We start from the raw sequence: 21,841 nt of genomic DNA, 5'->3' as shown, positions 1-21,841 counted from the left end.
TTTACATTACCTCCACTCCAGATGGATCATTTTGAGCATTCCAAATCGATCTGAAATATCCATACTGATTTTTGTAATGATTTTTAATCCATCTCGTTTGATAAACTTGTAATATGGTTCATCCGCCAATACTTTGACACCTCTACCTAGTGTGGTAACCAGATCTTCAGCCGAATTCACATAAAAAAACATTCGGGCATTTTCATGTCCCATCTGCTTCATATATTTCTTCTGCAACATTTTCATGCCGCTTTTATTTACCGTATCAAACACAAGCTCTATATTCCCGAAACCTTCCAGCATCTGCAGAAGGCCAAAAACTTTTTCCTCTTGAAAGTAATGGAACAAACCTCCTGCAGTAACCAGAAGAGGCGTATCAGGCATGTTCCTTCGGATCTGCCTGAGCCATTCGTCTGAAAAAGCATCCCCTGAAAGATAAGTTTCCTTCTCAGGTTCCGGGAGCAAACTGCGCCGGTATTCGATTACATTCGGAAGGTCTACAGCATACCATTGGGTTTGCCCATTGTCATTGCGATCATATGTTGTCTCCAGTCCGCAGCCCAACTGTATGACAACACCATCCGGCTTACGTTTCAGGAAGTTCTGGATATGCCGATCCATATTAGCGGAACGGGATGCAGAAGCCAGTAGCGTGTATTGACTTTGATTTCCTGTTTCCAACAGTGCGGATGGCAGCTTTTCTTTTAATGAAAGTGCTTTTTTATCATATAAAATACCCGGAAACTTTTCGCTGGCGTAAATCCTTCCCACCATAGGAATAAACATTGTATCTTCTACTATACCAAATTCGGACATGGCTATCTATCCTCCTATATGCAAATGAGTTAGTAATATCTAACCATTATTATATCAAGAGGAACCGGGGATTGCAATTCGTTTTCAATTGCTACTCGTTTTCTTCCCATCCTTTCTGCCAGCTCACCGCATCATCAAAAGAGAAGGAGCCATTCAGCCTTTTGACTTCCTTGACACATTCTCCCCGCAGGCGTTCCAGTAACACCGGATCGATGTTGTTATTCGCTGCGACCACATTCATCATGACCGCCAGCTCCACGGCCAGCTTGAAAATCATCCGGTTCTGCCGGTGATCACTCTCCGCTACAATGCTTTTCAACGTGGAGGTGACGATATTAGGGAGATAGGTTTTGTTGTCCTCTGCGGAAAGATATCCGGCATAAAACAACACGGCCTTTTCGATGAATTCGCTCTTGCTGTCACAGTTGTCTTTTTTATAGAGAGTATCCGCCAGCTCCAGGGTGGACGGTCTGATCCAGAGCTGGAAGCGGCGTTTGATTTCTTTCTTTTCTGCCTCTGTATCCTGCATGTCTGAAATCCTCCTTCTTATTCATAGGAACCTGCCAAAGCACCGCGTCATTCGTTGAAACTTCTGGGCCTTATTTTACTGTTCCAGACTTTCCACCCAGACCGCCACATCTTCATCTGAAACACTGGAGCTGAATCTCATACCTTCCTGCCAATCTCCGGTTCCAGCCAGCTCTGCCAGCAGTTCACCGCTGTCACCCAAACCAGAACTTGCTGATGTGCAGAAGGGAATGACGGTCTTTCCTGTGAAATCATTGGCTTCTACAAAAGTATTTACAGGCCATGCCGCAATCCCCCACCACACGGGGAACTAAAATGTAGCCAGTTCCCCTCATGCGTTGATTTTACTGGGTTTAACTGTATACAAAACTGTGTTTACTGTTACTATCTTTCATTCTTTTCCAAAATAGCTTTGAAGCATAGGCCACATTATTTTCATATATGACACAAAGCTCAGCTCTACTTGTGCTTCATTAAACCATCCAACCATAAAGCTATTTATCTCTTCAAATAATACTTTTGAAAGTTTCTGAATAATAATTGTGTTATCCACTTCTTCAGTATAATCTTTCGCATACATTTTACATATAGAACGCACTCCAAAATAATTATATAGCACACCTACCGTTGTTTTTAATGCTTCAATATCTCTTGGAAAATCTGTTCTATTCATCATATTCACTACTAATTGATGTCTTGAGTTTAGGTAATTCCTAACTGTACTATTACCTATTTCAACATCAACTGTAAATGAAAAATCTTGAGTTTGTATACTATCTGCTCCTAACATTATCATCAATTCAACTTGTGCTGCATGATATTCTGTATAACCAGACAAAGCCATATATTTCCAAGAATCTTGCTTTGCATACATTTCCGTATCTAAAATATGCGTAAATTCATGAAACACAATATACCTTGGTATTTCCGAACTTTTGCATATCCTTAATATATGTTCATCTGTTTTCGTATTATAGTAAGCTTGGGCGGCTGAAGCGAATCCTGCTGCATCGCTTTCCTCAACATTAATTTCAAAAAAATCTATCTTATACTGTGGTAATTTCTCAATTTCCATAAACTCAATATATTCTTTTTCATATTCTTTAATTAAATTTTTAATTTGTATTTCTGTCATATTGTTTTATACCTCATATCAAAGTTAGCATTTCACTTTTAGTATACCATAAAACAATCCCATTCTCATTCTATATATTTTATCCTCAACGATGAAAAGATGTGTCTGCACACATCTCTTCCATCTTATTATTTTCAATGTTATAAGTTCTTAATAAAATTCAAATCCTGTTTCCGTAATGCCTTCTGTAACTTTTCGTTCTTTCTCTTCAGTTCCTTATTTTCTCTGCTCAGAGCTGCCACCTTCTGGTTCAACAGTTCAATCTGTTTTTCCATCGCCATGTTCAGAATTTCTCTTCTTGGATCTATCATTCCGGCCTGTTGCTCTACTGCTTGGTTCAATGTATCCCGGACGGTTGGATTTTTATAAAAGAATCCTCTCGACAATCCAGTTTTCTTCATCAGCTTTGGAACGCTGATACGTTCTTTATTTGCCAGCATATCTTGTATTGCTTGCAATGCCAGTTCAATTTTCTCTTTACTTTTTCTCTGATTTTCCTCAATCATCTTGTCGTATTTGCTCATATTCTTCACCCCATCTTGCCAGACTCATATATATGATGTCACTCATCCTCTGTCTTACTTCTCTGGTTTCGTCTGCCATTCTTTGATTGCTCATTTTCCGGTAATGCTGTACATTATTCAGTCTTTTATGCCCCAATAGTCTCGCTATCGTCCAGTCATCCAGATGCATTTCTGTAAGTTTGACGCCATAGTAGTGCCGGAACATGTGCGTTCCAAACCCGAATAATTCGCCATGATCATCTTTCAACTGCTTTTCCTGTATCATGGACATGACTTTTGTTTTTATAGCCATATACTGCATCGGGCGGTCAGGTTCTTTTTCATTAACAAATATGTATTCTGTATCACCGAACTTTTCCTGTGTATATTCAATAGAACTCTGTAACAGTTTTGCAAGTTCTTTACTGATCGGTTTTTTATATCTTTTAGTTTTAACTTGATATATTTCAATCATATCTTGGCCATTTTCTCTCGTCAGACAATCTGGTCTCAGTGTAAGGGTATCTGATATCCTAGTTCCAAGCATCTGATGTATCAGAAGACATCTTGCAATCTGTACATCCATCTGTGTAATTTCCGCATTCAGTCGTTTCATTTCATCATCAGAATACACTCTAAATTCTGCATTTACTTCCGGTGGAATATCCGTATTAATAAATAAATGCTCCAATCTTTCATAGCTGTAAATTTTTCCGATTGTCTCTAACTGTCGTCTTAATGAAATTACATAAGAACTATTCGCACTATGGGAAGTATCTTTTGTTGACAGATGTATCAAAAATTCTTCCAACACTTCTCTGTCTATTTCACTGCAGCTTTTTATTTTGGAATACTCTTTTTGGAGATATTCTGAGAATATCCTCATTATTGTCAATTCTCCCTGTACAGTTCCTATTGCTTCATACTGCAGATTCATATAAACAGCTTTCTTACATTCTTCCCTGATATCTGGCTGATATATTTTTCTGAAATCCAGTGTTTTTACATTATAAATTGGATTGGATCTGATTTTAATATCCAGATTTTTTAGTTCCCAAACATCTTTTTCTATCTCATCCCGTAAATCTTCTGGCCCTAAAAATTTCAGTACGTTTCTGAAATATAATATCGTCACTGCTTCGCCATAGCTTACTGTACCATACACACTCTTCTTTTCTTTTACAATAGTTATTCCCTGTTCTAACATCCAGCCTTTTAAAAGTGATATCCATTTTTCTGGATTTCTATCTCCAAGGCTTTTGATTCTCCGATTTATTCTGCTGTTCAAAAACTTTGCAATATGATTATAAGCTGTTCGATCCTGAATCAATGCTCTAAACGTTCCGTTTTTGCAGCGATACATAATATAACCTCGAAACTCTTCCTTTAATTCTTGCGTTGGAAGCAACGTTAAATCAAATTTTCCATTATCCTTACGTGTCCCTGTTTCTTGTAAATTGGGGAAATCGCTGAAGTATATAATATCATTTTCCATCTTTTTCCTCTTTCTTTAGCCATGATGCTAAACTACTTCCTTGCATTTCAAAGAACTCATCATTTGCTTTTGCAATCCTTTGCGGCATATAATCAATATACTGTCTTGTCATCTCTTCATAAGTATGTCCAAGATAATCCCTGATACTTTGCAGTGATACATGACTGTCATAAAACATAGTTGCTACTGTATGTCGATAATCGTGTGATTGAAATAAATATTCTCCATTTGCAATCTTATTTTCCCGGCACGCTTCTATCATCTGAGTTCGGAATGTACCATATAGACAAGCACCACCTCTGCTGTTTTTAAAAATGAATTCTTCAGGCTGAATTTCATGTTTTTTCAAGTATACTTTCATAATCTGATAAAGTGCCTGTGGGATTGGAATCCTTTTATAATTCTTCATTTTGACCTGATACACCTGAATCCAATAATCCTCGCCCTGCTGATAATAAGCATTTCCTTTCAATGTACACACTTCACTCGCCCGTAATCCTAGACACCACAGATGTAGGAACATACATCGTAATCGCTCTGGAAAAAGATATAATTTTTTCAAAATTTCCATATATACTGTTTCCTCAACGCTACGATCATGATGTACTATTACTTCTTTTTGTTGGAAATATTCAATTCGGAATGGCATTCTTGTAATATACTGTTTAACTTCCATGAATTTATAAAAATGACCGATACCGAAAATTCTTTCATTAAATCCCTTTGCCTGTATTCCCCGTTCTCGCAAGCCGTCTGCATACTTTTTTACTTCTGCGACAGTTGCATGAATCGCCAGTATCTTTTCTTGTTCCAGCAGTTCAATAAAATTTCTAATACATACAAATCTTCGTACAATCGTGCTGACTGCCTGTCCAGTAATTCCCAGTTCATATTTCATGTATGCCTGTAAAATTTCTCGATTCTGTATTTCCTTGACTTCCATAAAAGAAATGCTAATTAAGGATTTACTTTCGTCTATCCGATGTTTTCCAAGATGTAATCGTTCCAGATACCATACATTTGCTTCCCATTGGATCTGTTCCTGCTGCATAAACGCATCTCTTCTGCATTCACCTAAAATACTTCGTTGACTCGTTTCGGGAAAATTCTTTAAAATAGTTTCCACTTGTTCCATTTCCAGCAATCCAATATCCGTAATATTTAACTGAACACAAGAATCATAAAGAAGTTTTAAGGATTTTAACCTGACATTTCTATAAGCCTTAGACATTGAAGTATTGGCAATGATACGACTCAACGTATAAAAAATTTGTTTCTTTAAAACTTCTGAACAATTTTGTGTAAAATCCCACACCAATAGGTTTGTTTTATAAGAAGTTTCAAAGGTCTCAGCTATTTCCTTTTCCGGATAATACTTCAGAAAATAAATTTTATTTTGATATTTCCATTCATATATCCGCTTTCCATTTAGCGTCTGCATTTGTTGATAGATATGTTGTTGTTTTACCGTATCATATATTTTCAAATAGAAAGATACAATTTGTGATCGTATCTGTCCTCTTAAATATTGTTCATACGAATTTCGCAAAGGATAATCCATTTCTTCCAGATGCCAGATTTTTCTATCTGCCAAGAACTTTTTCAATTTGTTAATTCTTGAATCGCTTTTTATTCCAAGTGCATCAATTTCTGAATATAGTTCCTGCTTTTTCTTCTCAATATCTACTTCAGATTCTGTTATGTGTTCTGCCTGTTGCAATAAATATATAGGTATTTCTCACACCTCCCTACTCCAGCAGACGTTCCGCCCCATAAATAGCAGTGTGTTGTGCATAAAACTCATTACTTGCTTCTATCAGTTCATCATCCAGCCAGTCCAGATACTTTATAGTCGTATCCAAATGTTTATGCCCCAATGCCTGACTGATCATTTCCAGTTCCCATCCTGCCTGCTTTCGCATATTTGCAAAATAGTGACGTAACATGTGGGGTGTGATTTTAACTCCGGTTTTCTTTTCCATTCGGTCCAACATATCATATACACTGTCCACTCTTAATGGCTTTCCAATGTTCTCACCCATGATATTCACAAACAGGTAATCCTGATGTTGCAGGATTTTCCGATATTTTGCCAGATAATCCATGAGAAATTCAAACGTATCATTACTTATCTTGGCACTTCTGTATTCCGCATTTTTGGCTCTCGCTTCATTTTCATTATCTTCCCGGAAGCATACCCTTATCATGTGATTCCTATAATCAATATCTTTGACATATTTTACTCCCAGTAGTTCCCCAATTCTGTATCCGGTTTCTGCTAACATAAGTAACAGAAGCTGATCTCTTCGGTTCGTACAGGCCTGTAAAATTGTAATAATCTGATTTTCTTTTGCTGTTCTCCCACGATGTTCCTCTTCCTTCAGATAGGCTTTAAAAGAATGATTCCGCAGTACCTTTTTTACTCCCACCTGATTAACCGCTATAATCTGGTTATACGATAAGGTTTTGAGACTTCCGTACTGTTCATATTCTGCCTCTATAAATAAATAGAACCTGAACACATCTTTTAAGTATGCGTTGCAGGTTCCTTCATTCGGACACTTCTTTTCTCCAGCCGTTTGCTCTGTATGGTTTCCGGCTTTAAGCCAGTATAAAAATTCCACAAAGTGTTCTGTCTGTTTTTCATAATCTAACTGATAGACTTCTGTGAGTTCCATTTCTTTCTCTGCCATATATTTCATATAATAGCAGATTGAAAATGCTGTGCGTTTCACTGTATTTGGTGAACGTTTACATTTAATCTTATGCATTAGATATTTACTTGGCAGTTCTTCAATACTCATTGTTTCCAGATTTCTGATGAAAAAATATTTTTCTGTTCCATCTTTTATCGTTTCCACCTTGTATATCATAAGCTGCCTCCTTTCCTCTAACGCTATACACAGTATACCCACTTCATGCCGAAATAGCTATTCATCAATACCAACAATCCCACCGAAAACGCCCTTGAAATACCACCAAACTTTTCGTGCAAAATCTGCTTTTTCTGTAGCAGAACCACGAACGGTTACAGGTAGTATTCCACGCCTTTCCGGTTTCGAATAAAGTGCTGGACATCCTTGATATCTTTTGCCATCTTGCAGCTCGGAAGCGCACACATTACTTCCTCATGATACCTGCCACCTTCTCCTGCACGCTCGTCTAAAATGGACACGACACAAGTATCTGTCTCGGTGCGGAGAGCACGTCCGAATCCCTGTCTTAGTTTTTTCTGCATGTCTGGAACAATCACTGCCTGAATATAATCTTTCAGGCTGGCATATTCCTTCTTCTGTGCTTCACTGATGGGATCAGGAACAGCAAAGGGCAGTTTTACTATAATCAGCGAAGATACCATATCTCCAGGGAAGTCTACTCCTTCCCAACAGGAGCCGGCTGCAAAAAGGACAGCATTGTCCATCTGTTTAAATCTTGTGATCTCTTCCGGTGAATGTCTCCACACCTCTATCATCGGGAACGGAATTTCATCCCTTAACATCTGGTAAACGTTTCCCATCAAATGATAAGATGTAAACAGCACTAGCGTATGCCCGTAAGTCGAACAGATCAGTGAATGGATATGGTCTGCTATCATCTCTGCCTCTTCCTGACTTTCTCTTCTGCATGTCTTCAAATTCTTTGGCAGATATAACAGACAGTTCTTCTGATATTCAAACGGGGAGTCTGCCACATATTCCCGGACTCTCCGCACTCTCTGTAATCCTGTCATTTTCCGAATGTGGGAAAATCCCTGTCCGGTTTTTAAAGTTCCGCTTGTCAGAATCGCTCCCATTCCTCTGCTCCATAACATCTGGTCCAGATACTGTGGAATCCGTCTGCTGGATGCACACAATATAATCCGGTGGTCATGGTCCTGCTTCAGATGCAGCACATACTTCTTATCCTGATGGAAAAAGCATTCCAGCACACTTTTGGTTTCTTCCAGCTTGTTTCTGATCCACTTTGGAATCTTCTTTTCTAATTTTTCTATGATCTTATTCATGGTCTGTATCCCCTCATATAAATACATTGCACACTCTTCTGTCATGTGGAATTCTTCTTTTATCCCATATCTGGTTCTGTGGTTTTCTCCTATGATGTCCAGCACCATCCGGATCGTCCCGGACAGTTTTCTTATCTCCGGGCCTTGGTACTCATTCCCAAGATAAAAGCAGATTTCTCGGATATCGTCATAACAGAGGCTCTTCCCAAACATCTGCTTTGCCGCATCCGGCAGCTTATGTGCTTCATCGACAATCAATGCTCGGTAGTCTTTTAATAACGGGCGGTAATCCTGCAGCCTGTGATAACCATCAGCCAGCAGATAATTGTGATTACAGATCTGAATGAACATTTCATGATCTCTGGAACGCTCCAGATACTGCTGATACCTGCATGAGCCTCTTTTCGGGCAGTCTCCCGAACAGAACTTCGGTACACTCACCATCCTTCTGTCAAACCCACTTAAGTTGGACACTTCGTCCATATCATAATGTTCTTTCAACGACAGCAGAGCTTCTTTCTGCAACGCATTTTTGTTTTTTTCTTCGATTGCAACGATTCGGTGCTCCAACCTCTCATCGCAGACAAAATGCTCTTTCCCTTTTCGTATCACAGCTTTAATAGGGGCCTGAATCGTCCCGTTCTCCTGAAGAATCCGGGAGAGAAAAGGGATATATTCTGTAAGAATTGCTTTCTGGAGTGCAATGCTGGAAGTGGATATCACGACCGGACGCTGCTCATAAGGGGAACATCCTTCTGCAAGGAGGGAATATTTTCTCATCAGAACACAGGCCACCAGATAGGCATACGTCTTGCCGATACCGACACCCGCGTCACACAGTGCTATGTTTCTTCCCAGCAGGTTATCCAGCATTTTGTGGCATAACATAATCTGTTCTTCCCTTACTGCCATTCCATGTTCCGGGAACAGCACTCGGAAAATAGTATCAATTTCTCGATGCGCTCTATTGAGATATTCTCTTGTGTAATACATAATTTGTTACCTGATATGCGTGCTGATATCACATCAATACGGCTGTAAAGGATTTCTCCCTACAGCCGTATGTATCTGATATCAACGACACATTCTTCCTTGATTTCTTATACTTTTGATTTTTGGCGTTGTATTTGTCCTCGACTCCCCCATTGCCTTACGGGAACATTACAGGCGGATGCTTGGCATTGCACCGCTCACGGATTTTCTAAAAGTCTTGCTGATTACAACCCAAAGTCCATCCTCTGCTCACTGGCAGTTCCTATGTATCATTATCCCCTCGTAAGTGATCCTCGCAAAAGACCGCCACGGTCCTGTTTCAGTTAAAGATGATTCGCTCGAAACGAAAACGCCACAAAAGAACTCTGCCTCTCACTTTCTGGTCTAATTTCTTCCATGCCCTTTTCATCTGTCCTCGCGTCTTCCTGCCACGCTTCTACTTACGGGAACGTACCTGTAATGCTGGTATGAGGTTGTCAAAGTACACTGGCAAAATTTACCTGCCTATTAAATAGCCGACGAAAAACGCCATAATTATTCAATTTTTGATAAATTTTTTAATTTTTTTCTCAAACGGTTTCTTTTGGTATAAATCGTCTGTTCTGCCATTCCCATAATCTTAGCAACTTCTCTTCCAGAATATCCCCATGTACTGAGTAAGAGGATTTCCAGTGTCTGATGCTCCGTTTCTTTCAATAGTTCATAGATTCGCTTATCACCTATGTGATCCAGAAGCTCCTTTACATCCCTTGCAAACAGCTCGCTGTCCTTTTCTTTTATGGAATCCATATCCTGCATCGTTTCATCCAGATGTTCCCGGTATCTGCGCTCTTCCAGAAAGTCTTCCCTGTCCATCTGGCGCAGCTTTTGGATCTTCTCTTCTTCCATTCCCAGTTCACGCAATTTCTTTTCTTCCTGTTCTTTCCAATAATTCCACTTTCGTTCTTCACTTGTCTTGTTATAAGCCATTTATCTTTCCTCCGATCTGATTTTTGATATAGAAATCAAATCGGAGCATGGCGGTGACCGGATAGGTACGTTATAATGTTCGAAAAATGTCGAAGAAAAAAATGCTGCAACCTCTTCGATTACAGCACTTTTTTCCATCTTACGTGAATATTTCTTGTTGGTTCATAGGAGATTCCTTCTTTTTCTCATAATGAATAAAAGACTCTTGTCATCCATTATTTATTATAATTTTTCTACTATTACAATAGCTTTTTTAACAAGTTTTCTTGTCTTGGAGTTTAAAAGAAAGCTACCAGTTTTTTTCCTCTGATAGCTTTCCATTCATTCTTATTCTGTTGGGAACATCGCTGCTTCCAACTTATTCATCTCTGTATCCAAAAGACCATATTTTCCTGAGTTATCTTTTTCCACGGATACGTTTACAGTAACAGCTTTTCCATATCTGTTCTTTTCAAGACTCTTCTGGACACTTTCTGTTAATACAGCTGCAAAGACTTCCGGATCATTTCCATCCAATCCCTGCTTTATTTTTTCATTGCTTACCTCTGTAGAGCTTTGTTGCAATGTCTGAAATACATTGGATGGTTCAACTTGTACACTTACTGTATAGACTCCATCCTCTTCTTTCACATCTTGTACTTTGTATTTTGCCAGTTTCTTTACTTCTGTCAGTTTTTCCGCATAATCAGCAATTCCTTTATCCGTAATGTTATCGGAATCATCAAATTGCTGTTGGATACTCTCATTAAAATCCTCTTCGATTTCTTTCTTGGCATCTTTTTCCGAGATTTCTAACAGATTCGCATAGTCCTTATATTCTCCATGATAGTGTGCATCAAGAGAACTTTGGACGTAGGATTTGGCATCAAAGTCTGGTTGTCTGGAGCAAGCTGATAACAATATACATACTATAATTCCTATACTTATGCACAAAACACAATTCTTCTTTTGCATATTCTCTCCTTCACGCTTTATTTATCTTCAATTTTTATCGAAAATAACATTTTTAAATACTGTTCTATTGACTCCTTTTGAACTTTTCTTTCAATATTATATGGAATGCACATAAAAAACTCCACATAACCATTATCAATAAAACTCAGCAATACTTCTCCATTTTCTGTTAAAAAATGTACATATTTTTTATTACATTTACTTTCAAATTTAATATTCGACATTTGCTTGTATATTTTTTTGTAATGATTTTTTATGCTTACTTCATCTGTACAATCAGTTCCATCACCTATCAAAAAAGAAATATACAACTTATCATAATCTTCATTTCTATATGTCATATAAGAATCTGTATGACCATCACCAATATTTTTATAATGCTCATTTGGAATCGAATAACTAATTATTTTCCCCTCTAATGTTTCAAATCTTTCTGTTTCATCAATTCTAATTTCACATGGTTCAAACATTTTTTTTATAAACAAGCCCAATTCATAATCCGACATTTCTATAAAATTAATATAATCTTTTTCTTCCGTTTTTCGCGAATATCCCCCTCTATTATTCCGTTCCCATCTTCTAATTTCTAATTCATCTCCATTTTGTTTCAAATCAATTCTTTGATAATTCTTGGAAAATGTTGGAAAACTTTTATATTTTGTTTGTTTCCAAAAATTGTTTAATTGAGATTCGTCTACTTTTGGGGAACTTTCTGCAATTTTTATTCCTTTTCTAATTGCACAGCCTATCTTATCTATTGTTTCTTCAGCCATAATTTCAATTGTAGGTTCGATAGAAATATAACATCCCATAAACCTTTCAATGGCATTAGGCACAATTAAGAAACCATATTTTTGATTATAATATACAGAAATCATATCCGTTTTCTCCTCTCTATTACTTAAGGGGAATAAAATATTCCCCTTAAGCTATTTACTTTGCTATTATTTTCCTACTGTAATAATGAGTTTAACACCTTTATCAATACCATGTTTTGTAGCATTATTAACTGCATTTATCTGAGCTTCGCTTAATGTTACATTTGGAACAACTACTTGTAATTGTCTACCCACTATTTCTTCCGCATTAACAAATTTACCATTAAATGTTTCTCCTATAAATCCTGAAACTTTATTAATGTCCTTGACAATTACCTTTTCCAATTTATTACCATTTTGATAAGTCTTTGCACCTAAGTCTCGGCTTTTAACACTAGTCACAACACCATTTTCTACTTTATCTATGGTCGGGAAATTGTGTCCCAAGTTATTTCCCATAGCTTTGTCAATAATATCTCCTCGCTCTAATGGTGGTTTTTCCCAAGTGCCTTCTGGCAATTTTGTTTCGGTTACTTCTGCAACTAATTTTTTAAACGATTTATCAATCCCATCATTATGGGTACTTCCTGCACTCCTTACTACATTCAAAAGTTTCCCAGCCCCATAACTAAGGCCACCCATAACGCCACCTGTCACTGCTCCTGCAATACCACCGACTAACGTATCTTTTGCTACTTGTTTCAGACTATTTCCAGACAAACCTGAATTCACTGCACTATATGAAGCTCCACCAATAGCTCCAATAACTGCTCCTGAAACCATCGCCGTTCCTAAGCCACCCATTGCTGGCAATGCTGCCAGAACTGCTCCTGCAGCCAAACCGCCTGTTGCAGCAACTACAAGACCAGAAACTGTAACCGCAGTTATACCAATGGCTACTTTTTTCACCGCATTCCAGTCTACTTTTCCAAGCTTATCTGTAATACGATTTGTTGTCGTACACATATGTCGTACCACTTCTGAGCGGATTTCTGCCGTTCTTTCTGAAACATAGGATTTGAAAGATGTATAAGTTTTTCCAATTTTCTGTACCCCATTGCTTACAGAACGAATAAACTGACTTCCTCTGGATGTGATCTTTTGATATGTACTGCTACTGGTTACACGATTTTTCACAGATTGATATGTCTGTTTTGCATGTTTAGCTGCATTTTTGGCAGTTTTTGCTACCCCCTTCACTGTGTTAACAATAGTTTTTGCTGCTTTCTTAGCTGTATTTACTACTGTTTTGACTACCTTTTTCGCAGTATTAACGATTTTCTTGCCGACACTCTTGACTGCTTTCGCTGCTTTTTTAGCTGTACTCTTAATCCTGCTCCACAATGAATGTCCTGTCGGATCACTGTAATTCAGCGGATTATTGGTCGTATAATCGTAGCGGTTTCTGGTCAATGGATTTTCTGTCGTTCCAAGGTCACTATCTTCAGTTGTAAAGGTTCCGTTCTCTGCGTTATAGTATCTTGCCCGCAGATACTGAAGTCCTGTTTTTACATTTGTGGACTCCCCATTGTAACCGTAGTAATTGACACCGTCTGCTGTTCCTGATGTAAGGTTACCGTATGAATCATACTGATAACTGTTCGTCAGATTAGCTGTTTCGGTCAGGATTCCGGTCACGCTGTTTCTTCCGTCATATAAATAATAACTGCTTTCTTCCGATTTATCAACGCTTACCCGTTCTCCGATTCCACTTTCTCCATAAGTATAAGCCTGACGTACTTTCTCGTCTGCTCCATACTCTGCAAGGACTTCTGTATTCTCGCGATTGATATCGTTGATATACTCTGTCAGTGTGTATCCTTTGGCATTGGAACCGCCTTTTACCAGAGAGGCAAGCTGCTCTTTCGGGCTGTTTCCATCTTCGGTACGCTGGTTCGCCGGGATCAGGACTTCATCGCCATAGCAGTCTTCCCATTTATAGGTGTTATCAAGTTCGAATACCCGGTTGTTATCTCCATCGTACATGGCTGCCATCAGGACTGTTCCACCCTGTTTTACTACTGCCAAACGATTCTCTGCTGTGTATTCATAAGTAACCGGATCTGCACTGTTTGTCTTATCACATTCCTGGATCAGATTGCCATCTTTATCATAGCTGTAGGTTGTTCCCGGATCGCCCCAGATCTTTGCATTGGTGCGTTTGATGAGCTGGTTGGAATCGTTGTACTTATAGTTATATTTTGCTTTGCTGACACCATCCTCGATCTTCTCGTAAGAGGTCCGGTTTCCAATCTTGTCATAAGTATAATTATGGACTGTCTTTTTACCGCCCTCTGCTTTTTCTGTACAGCGTGTCAGTTCCCAGTTGTCATCGTATTCATAGGTACGTGTCGTCTGGATCTCTTTTTCCTGATGCTCACAGTCTGCTTTGTCTGTCTCTTTCTGTGTATCGCCCCAGTTGTACCAGTCTTCCCAGCTTGGCGTCTTTCTTGTTCCAGCTTCCAGTTCCGTAGCTGTTTCTCCAACTACATATCCCTGATCATTGTACTTGTACTCATAAGTACTGATTACTTTGCCGCAGGAACCACAGGTATTCACAATCTTTGTGATATGATCTTCTGCATCGTAAGATACTTCCGTCTTTGTTCCATTACTTCTAGTAACTTCTGTCACACGGTTCAGTGCATCATGCTTGTAAGTGGTTACTTTTCTATTACGGTCTGTCAGTTTTACCAGATTATCATTTAAGTCGTATTCATAGCTGATCTTTGTCCCATCCGGGTATACGATTGCCTGCAGATTATCTGCGTCATCATAAACGTAGCTGACATCCTTTTTCGAACCGCTTGTCACTTTGGTGATTCTTCCAAGTGCATCGTATTCGTAGCTGCTCTTGCCTGTCTGATCCTTCATGGATACCCGTTCCCCGGCACTGTTATATGCGTAGGTCACGTCCTTTTCGGATGTCTCGCCTTTTGCGTCCTGATATGATTTCTCCAACAGGTCATTCAGTTTGTCGTAATCATACGTGGTTTTCTTGCCACTTGCCTGTGTATGTCCGGTCAGTCTGCCTTTTTCATCATAGTCGAATTTCTCTGTTCTTCCTGCCGGATCTTTGATGGATGTCAGGTTGCCTTCCAGATCATAAGTATAATTCGTTGTCTTATTTGCTGCATTGGTGAAGGTCACCAGGTTATCCATGTTGTCGTAACCATAAGTTGTTACACCGCCAAGGGCATCAGTTACTTTGGTCAGGTTATCATTCTTGTCATATTCCAGATGGCTCTTTAATCCGGTCTTATCTGTAACAACCTGAATATTACCATGTGCATCGTAATCAAATCCCGTTGTGAATCCACGCTTGTCTGTAATAGAAGTTACCCTGCTGTCCTTATCATAAGTATAGGATTCCTTCTGTCCCAGTGCATCCGTCTCTTCTGTTACACGATTATCTTTATCATAGACGGTCTTTGCAACATAGCCCATCGGGTCTGTTACAGATGTCACATTATAATTCTTGTCATATCCATAGCTGGTCTTTCTTCCACCCGGTTTGGTGATCTCAGTAATATTTCCTGCCGGGTCGTAAGTATAAGCAGTTATCTTACCAAGCGGATCAGCTGCAGAAGTCATCTGGCCTGCCAGGTCATAACTGTAGGTATTGCTCCGTCCAAGTGGATCTGTCTCCTTCACCAGATTGCCATACTTATCATAAGAAAAGCTGGTTGTTCCATCCAGTGCATTGGTAGAAGACTTCATGTTATGGAGCTTATCGTAAGTATAAGTGGTAGTACTCTTTAAGCTGTCGCTTTCTTTTACCACGTTGTCCACTTTATCATAAGAGAAATTCTTGGTATAACCCAGTGGACTGGTCATACTCTTCAGACGTCCGGCTTTATCATAACTATAGGTATACTCTCCGCCATTCGCCTGTGTCATCTTTGTGACATTGTCATTCAGGTCAACACTGTACTGTGTCTCATTTCCCTTTGCATCCGTTGCAGAAATGACATTGCCATGCTTGTCGTAATCATATTTGGTAACTGCTCCCTTTGGAGAGATCTGTTCCGTCAGATTACTTAAGCTGTCATATTTGTATTCCGTAATAAGTCCCATCGGATCTTTTGATTTGGTAAGATTTCCAATGGCATCATAACGGTATTCATTTGTTTCTTTTAACGGAGAAGTCTCCCCGATCTTGCGGTCCAGTTCATCATACTGGTAGGTTGTCGTATTTCCATTTCCGTCTGTCTGGGATACGAGATTGTCATTTTTATCGTAAGCATACTTGGTAACCGTACCGTTTTCATCGACAGATTCCGTCACATTATCATTTCCGTCATACTTAAAGGTGCTGGATGCTCCCAGTGGATTTGTCTGAGAAATAACCCGGTCTTTCTTATCGTAAGCGTATTTATATGTGGCTTCCTCTTCTTCTGTCATGGATAACTGGTTGCCGACTTTATCGTAGGTAAAGGTTGTTTTATGACCTTCCGCATCCGTTACCGCTGTAATGCGGTCCATAACATCATATTCATAAGATGTGGTACTTCCGTCTGCTTCAGTAAGTTTCAGGAGTCTGCCGTACTGATCGTACTTGTATGTTGCTGTCCTGCCAAGTTCATCGGTCTGTGTCAGTACATTTCCGGCACCATCATATGTATAATCCATACTGTTTCCGCCATTGTCGGAGGAATGGATCAGATTGCCTGCTCCGTCATATTGATAGGTAATTACGAGTCCCTGTGCATCCGTACATTTTACAAGCTGTCCGATGGCATCGTACTCCATCAGCACCTTGTCTCCTGTCGGCAGTATTATGGATGTGTTATTTCCCTCTTTATCATATACATAGCTGTACGCATTGCCGAGGGCATCTGTCATCTTTGTGCTGTTGCCCTGTGAATCGTATTCGTAAGTGGTCTTTCCTTTCAGGGCATCCACCGTCTGTTCCAGATTGTCGGTGGAATCATATTTCATTGCTGTAATGTTGCCCTTTGCATCGCTTACCGATGTCATGTTTCCATTACCATCGTAAGTCATGGCACTGGTATTTCCATTTTCATCGGTAGAGGATACCAGATTTCCATTTAAATCATACTTCATGGATACGGTATATCCAAGGGCATCTTTGGATGTAGTCAGATTTCCTGCCTTGTCGTAAGCATAAGTATCTGTTCTTCCCTCTTCATCGGTAGAAGATACCAGATTTCCTGCTTTATCATAAGTATATGTGGTAGTTCCACCTTCTGGGTTGGTTTCACTTAAGCGATTTCCTGTATTATCGTAGGTATAAGTCCAGGTTCTTCCACTGTCATCTGATTTTGATACCAGATTGTCTGCCGCATCATAAGCGTAAGTGGTAACTGCACCTAATTCATCTGTCTCTTTAGCGAGTCTTCCGCAGTTATCATATTCCTTGGAATGGCTGCTTCCATCTCCATAAGTAATCTTGGTTTCATTTCCTAATGCGTCATATTCATATTTGGTTATATTACCAACTGCATCTTTGGACTGAAGCACCTGTCCAAGAGAATCAAACTTGGATACGGTTGCATTTCCATTTCCATCGGTATATTTTTTCAGATTTCCTGCTTTGTCATATTCATAGAGCTTTGTTCCAAAATCTTTATTACTCTCTTCTATGACACGTCCCATGCTGTCATACTTATAAGTAATTGTATTTCCTTTTGCATCGGTTGCTTTGACCTGCTGATAATTCTTATCATAAACGTAGCTGATCTGATTTCCTTTCGGATCTGTACCACTGGTCATGTTGTACATCTTATCGTAAGTATAAGTGGTGGTATTCCCCAGTGCGTCAGTACTTGCTGTAATATTTCCCACACCATCCAGTGTATAAGCGGTCACACCGCCATCGGCTGCTGTCTTGGAAGTCAGATTGCCATTCGCATCGTAACTGTTCGAGGTTACATTTCCAAGTGGATCTGTCATGGTAACTGCACGATTCATCGCGTCATACGTGAATCCCCATGCTGCTCCATTTCCATCCACATATCCGGTCATGTTTGCTCCGTCATACGAATACGTTGTTGTGACACCTCTGCCGTCTGTCTGGGATACCATACGATGTTTGTCATCGTAAGTATAGGTAATGGCTGTTCCATCCGGTTTTGTAGATGTGACCATATTTCCATTACCGTCATAACTGTAAGTAACCGTTGCTCCGTTATATCCAGTTGCACTGGTCAGCTTATTCTGCTCATTATAAGCATAAGAGGCTGTCTTTCCATCCTCTCTTGTCTCCGTTGCTACATTGCCAAATGCATCATAAGTGTAAGTTTTTGTTCCGGCTGCTGTCGTTTCGGAAGCAAGCTGATTTTCTGCATTATAAGTCTTTTCACAGGTTGTTCCATCCGGATATTCAATGGATGTTGTGCGGTACTGATCATCATAATGATAAACGGTCTTATTTCCTTCGTTATCCGATGTTATAGTAGAACTCTTTCCGTACTTGAAAGTTGCCGTTCCTTTTTCTGCATCAGTCTGCTCTACAACTCTTCCTTCTTTATCGTAAGTATTCTTTACAACCGTATTGCCATTCTCATCTTTCCAGCTTGTCATACGGCTGTCATCATCATACTGATATTCTTTTGTTGTTCCATTCGGGTCTGTTACAGATATCAGGTTTCCCTGCTCATCATATTTGTAAGAAACTTTTCCACCATCTGGAAGAGACAGTTCCTTGATATGCCCGAATTTATCCTGTTTTACCCCGAATGTTTTTCCGGATGGTGTGGTAATCTTGCTCAGATTATAATCATCGTCATAATCTAATACTGTCTTAAATCCATTCACATCCGTTACATAACGTAAGATTCCGTATTTATCAAATGACCAGATACTCTGATCCGCATCTGTCAGTTCCCATCCAATGTAGTCATGGTCTGTATCTTTATAGCTGACTGCTTTTAAATCGTATACATAACCATCCGGAGCAGTGTAGCTGCCATCTTCATTCTTATCAAAGATCAGATAACTTCCGTCCCCTCTCATATACAGAAGGCTTCCGTCCTCCATCTGAGAAAGTGACTGGTCATAGTTGAAGCTCCATCCACGTCCGAACATGGAATGCTGGTCTGTTCCTTGGGAATTGTAGCTTCTTGTAATGGAAAATTCCCCATTCAGCTCATTCATCGTCACATCGGACTGATCCATGTAGAAGTTACCAGTATTTAAGTTGACTGGTTCAAATCCAAATTCACAGTGCAGGCCTCTTCCCATCAATGCTCCGTCAATCCGCATCTTATCCTGATCGGTAAGCGGTGCAGGACTATATGGAACATTTGTCTGTGGGTTACGGATAAAGATCGTGTTGTTTGCGACTACCAGTGCATCCATAACCTGATTGTCTTTCATAATGTTCTTAAGCGGAACACCATAATATTTTGCAATCTTTGGGAATGTATCAAACTGCTTCACTTCATAGATCACAAAGCTGTCACTGGTCACTTCTTTTCCGGTTTCCAGTTTGCCATCGATTTCTTTTGATGCTTTTGCTTTTATTTTATAGAGTTTATCTTTTGTCAGTCCTGAATATAAAGCACTCTGCCAGTTGGAATCTTTGCTGTAATACTTATTCGCCTCCGGGAACTGCTTATTGTATTCAGTGCTGTCTGGATAGGAATACAATGGTTTTGCATCTGTTTCGTGATGTTCTTCATTTTCCTCATCTGGGAGCAGATAATATTCTACTGTAGATTTGCTCTTTGCAATTCCGTCTGCAAATACGGCATCAAACTTCAGCTTTCCATTTGTATTCTTTTCTGTCATCGGGCGAAGCAGGATGGTTGTTTCATCCAGTGACATATCTCGCAGATATGGATCTTCTGCCGGAGACCACTGGATACTGAGCTTCGGTCCATAGGCTGAATTTCGGTTATTCAGCACTTCACACTGCATGGATGCCCCAAGATTATTTGCCTCTGCGATTGCTACCAGTGCAAATCCGTTGTTCGCATGCGTTCCCTGCACCCAGTCATTTACCAGATCTTTAACGTCATAATTGATATAACTGTTCCTTGCGGTACTTGCATTCTGTACATCCTGGAATGTAAGCTGCATTGGTTTTGTTTTCCATGTAATCGATGTGTTCCAGGTTTGATCCACACGGTAAAGACCAAACTGCGATGTACCACCACTATATGCTGTCCGCTGGCTCACTGCAAAGGTTGCACTGTCGATTTTTGAATCTTTCGGGATCTGACTAAAATCAGAATTGACTTTGATATAAGTCCGGCAATTCTGGTGTGCAGTACCAAATCCTGCAAGGTTCCCAGACTTAATACCATCATCAAATCCGACATACGGATAATTGTTGTCTCCAATCTGACTGGTTGGACTTCCCTCTTCCACACCGATCATGTTAAAGGAACTCTTCTGAATCTCCACTGGTGTCGGATCAATCCTGACCGGATACTGACGTTCTTCTGCCGAAAGCCAATCCCTGTCTGGTTTTACGGTCAGGATTGTTTTTCCATCTTCTTCCCGAAGTTCCAATGTGATCAGGAAACTGATCTCACCGGCAGCATCTTCCATAGACGGTGCTTCCAGAAGATACTTTGCATCTTTGATTGTTTTTCCTTCTGGATAAATGTATACCTGATTATCTTTTACTTCAGCCTGATATCCCGGAATCTGAAGTTCATATTCATACGATTCTCTGTCTGTTGGTTGCTGAAGTACGATATCTTCCTTAATGCTGGAATCCAGTACCGTATACTGAACATCCGCTCCTTCATAAACTTCATTATAAAGGATCGCATTGTCCTTAATAACGGAATGTGTATAATCTCCATCTACCGGAATGATCCCGATTCTGGTCTTTCCATTTTCAATCGTTACACCATTCTCTTCTGACATCTGTTCTGGAAGAAGAATGGCATAGTCATTTGCCTTGTTCTGATAAACTTCTGTTTTCTCTTCCTTTTGGTCATCCTTCGATGCACTGCTAGCTTCCTGTGCTTCTTCGGATGCCGGAGTATCTGCTTCTTCTGGTTTTACAAGTGTATTATCAACCAGCTCGGTATCTCCATCCTCATTCTTATAAGTTCCGACATAACCTCCATAAACGGTTGTATACTGCTTGTCTCCTGTCTTATAAGTCTTGGAGATGGCATCATAATCGATCAGTTCACCTTCCGGTTCTTCCGGAATCGGATAGTAATCCTGAGGTTCTTTCAACTCCACTTCTTTTTCCTGCGGATTTTCTTCTGTTTCTTCCGCTGGAGTTGTCTGTTCTTCCTGAGTCTCTGTATCTTCTGATGGCGTCGTTTTATTTTGTACGTCCGCATCAGACTGCTGACTCTTATCTTGTTCTCCAGATGTGGAATCTGTTATCCCGGCTTCCTCTTCCGTCAAAGCCTCTGGTCTGGAGAAATCTGCATTCTTCTGTACGTCCTCAATGGCCTCTTTTGCCTGTACAAAGATAGGTTCTGTTCCCTGTAGTGCCATCAGGAGTGCAAGTACTAAGGCTATAGCCGACTTTCGAAATCTCTTCATAGTCTCTTTCTCCCTCTTGTAATCTTTTTCTATAATTCCTTTACAAAATAACCGCTACCCTCCTTTTTTTCTGACTTTTGCACTACTATAATCTGAAAAATCACAAAATTTTCACAAATGGTAAAAATGACCCTTGAGGTGGCA

At 39.7% G+C, this 21,841-nt stretch carries 13 protein-coding genes; all 13 read right to left on the bottom strand.

Annotated features, from left to right (window positions below; genetic code table 11):
- Positions 1-6: 6 nt before the first annotated feature.
- The 13 genes from FGQ85_RS12585 to FGQ85_RS12525 all read right to left on the bottom strand — a co-directional run bounded on the left by FGQ85_RS12585 (position 7) and on the right by FGQ85_RS12525 (position 21,697).
- A complete protein-coding gene (locus FGQ85_RS12585) occupies positions 7-816 on the bottom strand; it encodes a class I SAM-dependent methyltransferase (protein ID WP_138373600.1) in 810 nt (269 codons plus the stop codon).
- Positions 817-907: 91 nt separating this feature from the next.
- A complete protein-coding gene (locus tag FGQ85_RS12580) occupies positions 908-1,345 on the bottom strand; it encodes a hypothetical protein (protein WP_138373599.1) in 438 nt (145 codons plus the stop codon).
- 75 nt (positions 1,346-1,420) lie between these two features.
- Positions 1,421-1,648, bottom strand: a complete 228-nt coding sequence (locus tag FGQ85_RS12575) for a flavodoxin (protein WP_347563098.1) — start codon at positions 1,646-1,648, stop codon at positions 1,421-1,423.
- Between the two features lie 87 nt (positions 1,649-1,735).
- Positions 1,736-2,479 carry a hypothetical protein gene (locus FGQ85_RS12570; RefSeq protein ID WP_006426953.1) on the bottom strand — a complete coding sequence of 248 codons (744 nt, stop codon included), beginning with the start codon at positions 2,477-2,479 and terminating at the stop codon, positions 1,736-1,738.
- A 140-nt stretch (positions 2,480-2,619) separates the two neighbouring features.
- Positions 2,620-3,003, bottom strand: a complete 384-nt coding sequence (locus FGQ85_RS12565; RefSeq protein ID WP_015513361.1) for a DUF6262 family protein — start codon at positions 3,001-3,003, stop codon at positions 2,620-2,622.
- Positions 2,978-4,477: a tyrosine-type recombinase/integrase gene (locus tag FGQ85_RS12560; RefSeq protein ID WP_006426955.1), complete on the bottom strand. Its 1,500-nt coding sequence runs from the start codon at positions 4,475-4,477 to the stop codon at positions 2,978-2,980. The genes FGQ85_RS12565 and FGQ85_RS12560 overlap by 26 nt, the downstream gene beginning before the upstream one ends.
- A complete protein-coding gene (locus FGQ85_RS12555; protein ID WP_007886448.1) occupies positions 4,467-6,197 on the bottom strand; it encodes a tyrosine-type recombinase/integrase in 1,731 nt (576 codons plus the stop codon). The genes FGQ85_RS12560 and FGQ85_RS12555 overlap by 11 nt, the downstream gene beginning before the upstream one ends.
- Positions 6,198-6,225: 28 nt before the next feature.
- On the bottom strand, positions 6,226-7,350 hold the full coding sequence (locus tag FGQ85_RS12550; protein WP_006426957.1) for a tyrosine-type recombinase/integrase: 1,125 nt from the start codon (positions 7,348-7,350) through the stop codon (positions 6,226-6,228).
- A 155-nt stretch (positions 7,351-7,505) separates the two neighbouring features.
- Positions 7,506-9,473, bottom strand: coding sequence for an ATP-dependent DNA helicase (locus FGQ85_RS12545; RefSeq protein ID WP_110102393.1), 1,968 nt, complete (start codon positions 9,471-9,473; stop codon positions 7,506-7,508).
- 534 nt (positions 9,474-10,007) lie between these two features.
- The gene (locus FGQ85_RS12540) at positions 10,008-10,442 is read right to left on the bottom strand and encodes a hypothetical protein (protein ID WP_007886453.1); all 435 of its coding nucleotides are present in this window, start codon (positions 10,440-10,442) and stop codon (positions 10,008-10,010) included.
- Between the two features lie 327 nt (positions 10,443-10,769).
- Positions 10,770-11,396, bottom strand: a complete 627-nt coding sequence (locus tag FGQ85_RS12535) for a hypothetical protein (RefSeq protein WP_007884654.1) — start codon at positions 11,394-11,396, stop codon at positions 10,770-10,772.
- Positions 11,397-11,413: 17 nt separating this feature from the next.
- A complete protein-coding gene (locus tag FGQ85_RS18595) occupies positions 11,414-12,274 on the bottom strand; it encodes a contact-dependent growth inhibition system immunity protein (RefSeq protein ID WP_007884653.1) in 861 nt (286 codons plus the stop codon).
- 66 nt (positions 12,275-12,340) lie between these two features.
- Positions 12,341-21,697 carry a DNRLRE domain-containing protein gene (locus tag FGQ85_RS12525; protein WP_243128554.1) on the bottom strand — a complete coding sequence of 3,119 codons (9,357 nt, stop codon included), beginning with the start codon at positions 21,695-21,697 and terminating at the stop codon, positions 12,341-12,343.
- Between the last annotated feature and the right edge of the window lie 144 nt (positions 21,698-21,841).

It is taken from the genome of Pseudoflavonifractor sp. BSD2780061688st1 E11 (assembly GCF_005844125.1).
Lineage (GTDB): Bacteria > Bacillota > Clostridia > Lachnospirales > Lachnospiraceae > Sellimonas > Sellimonas catena.
The sequence above is the reverse complement of the archived record's forward strand: the minus strand, read 5'-3'. Positions and strand labels throughout refer to the sequence as shown.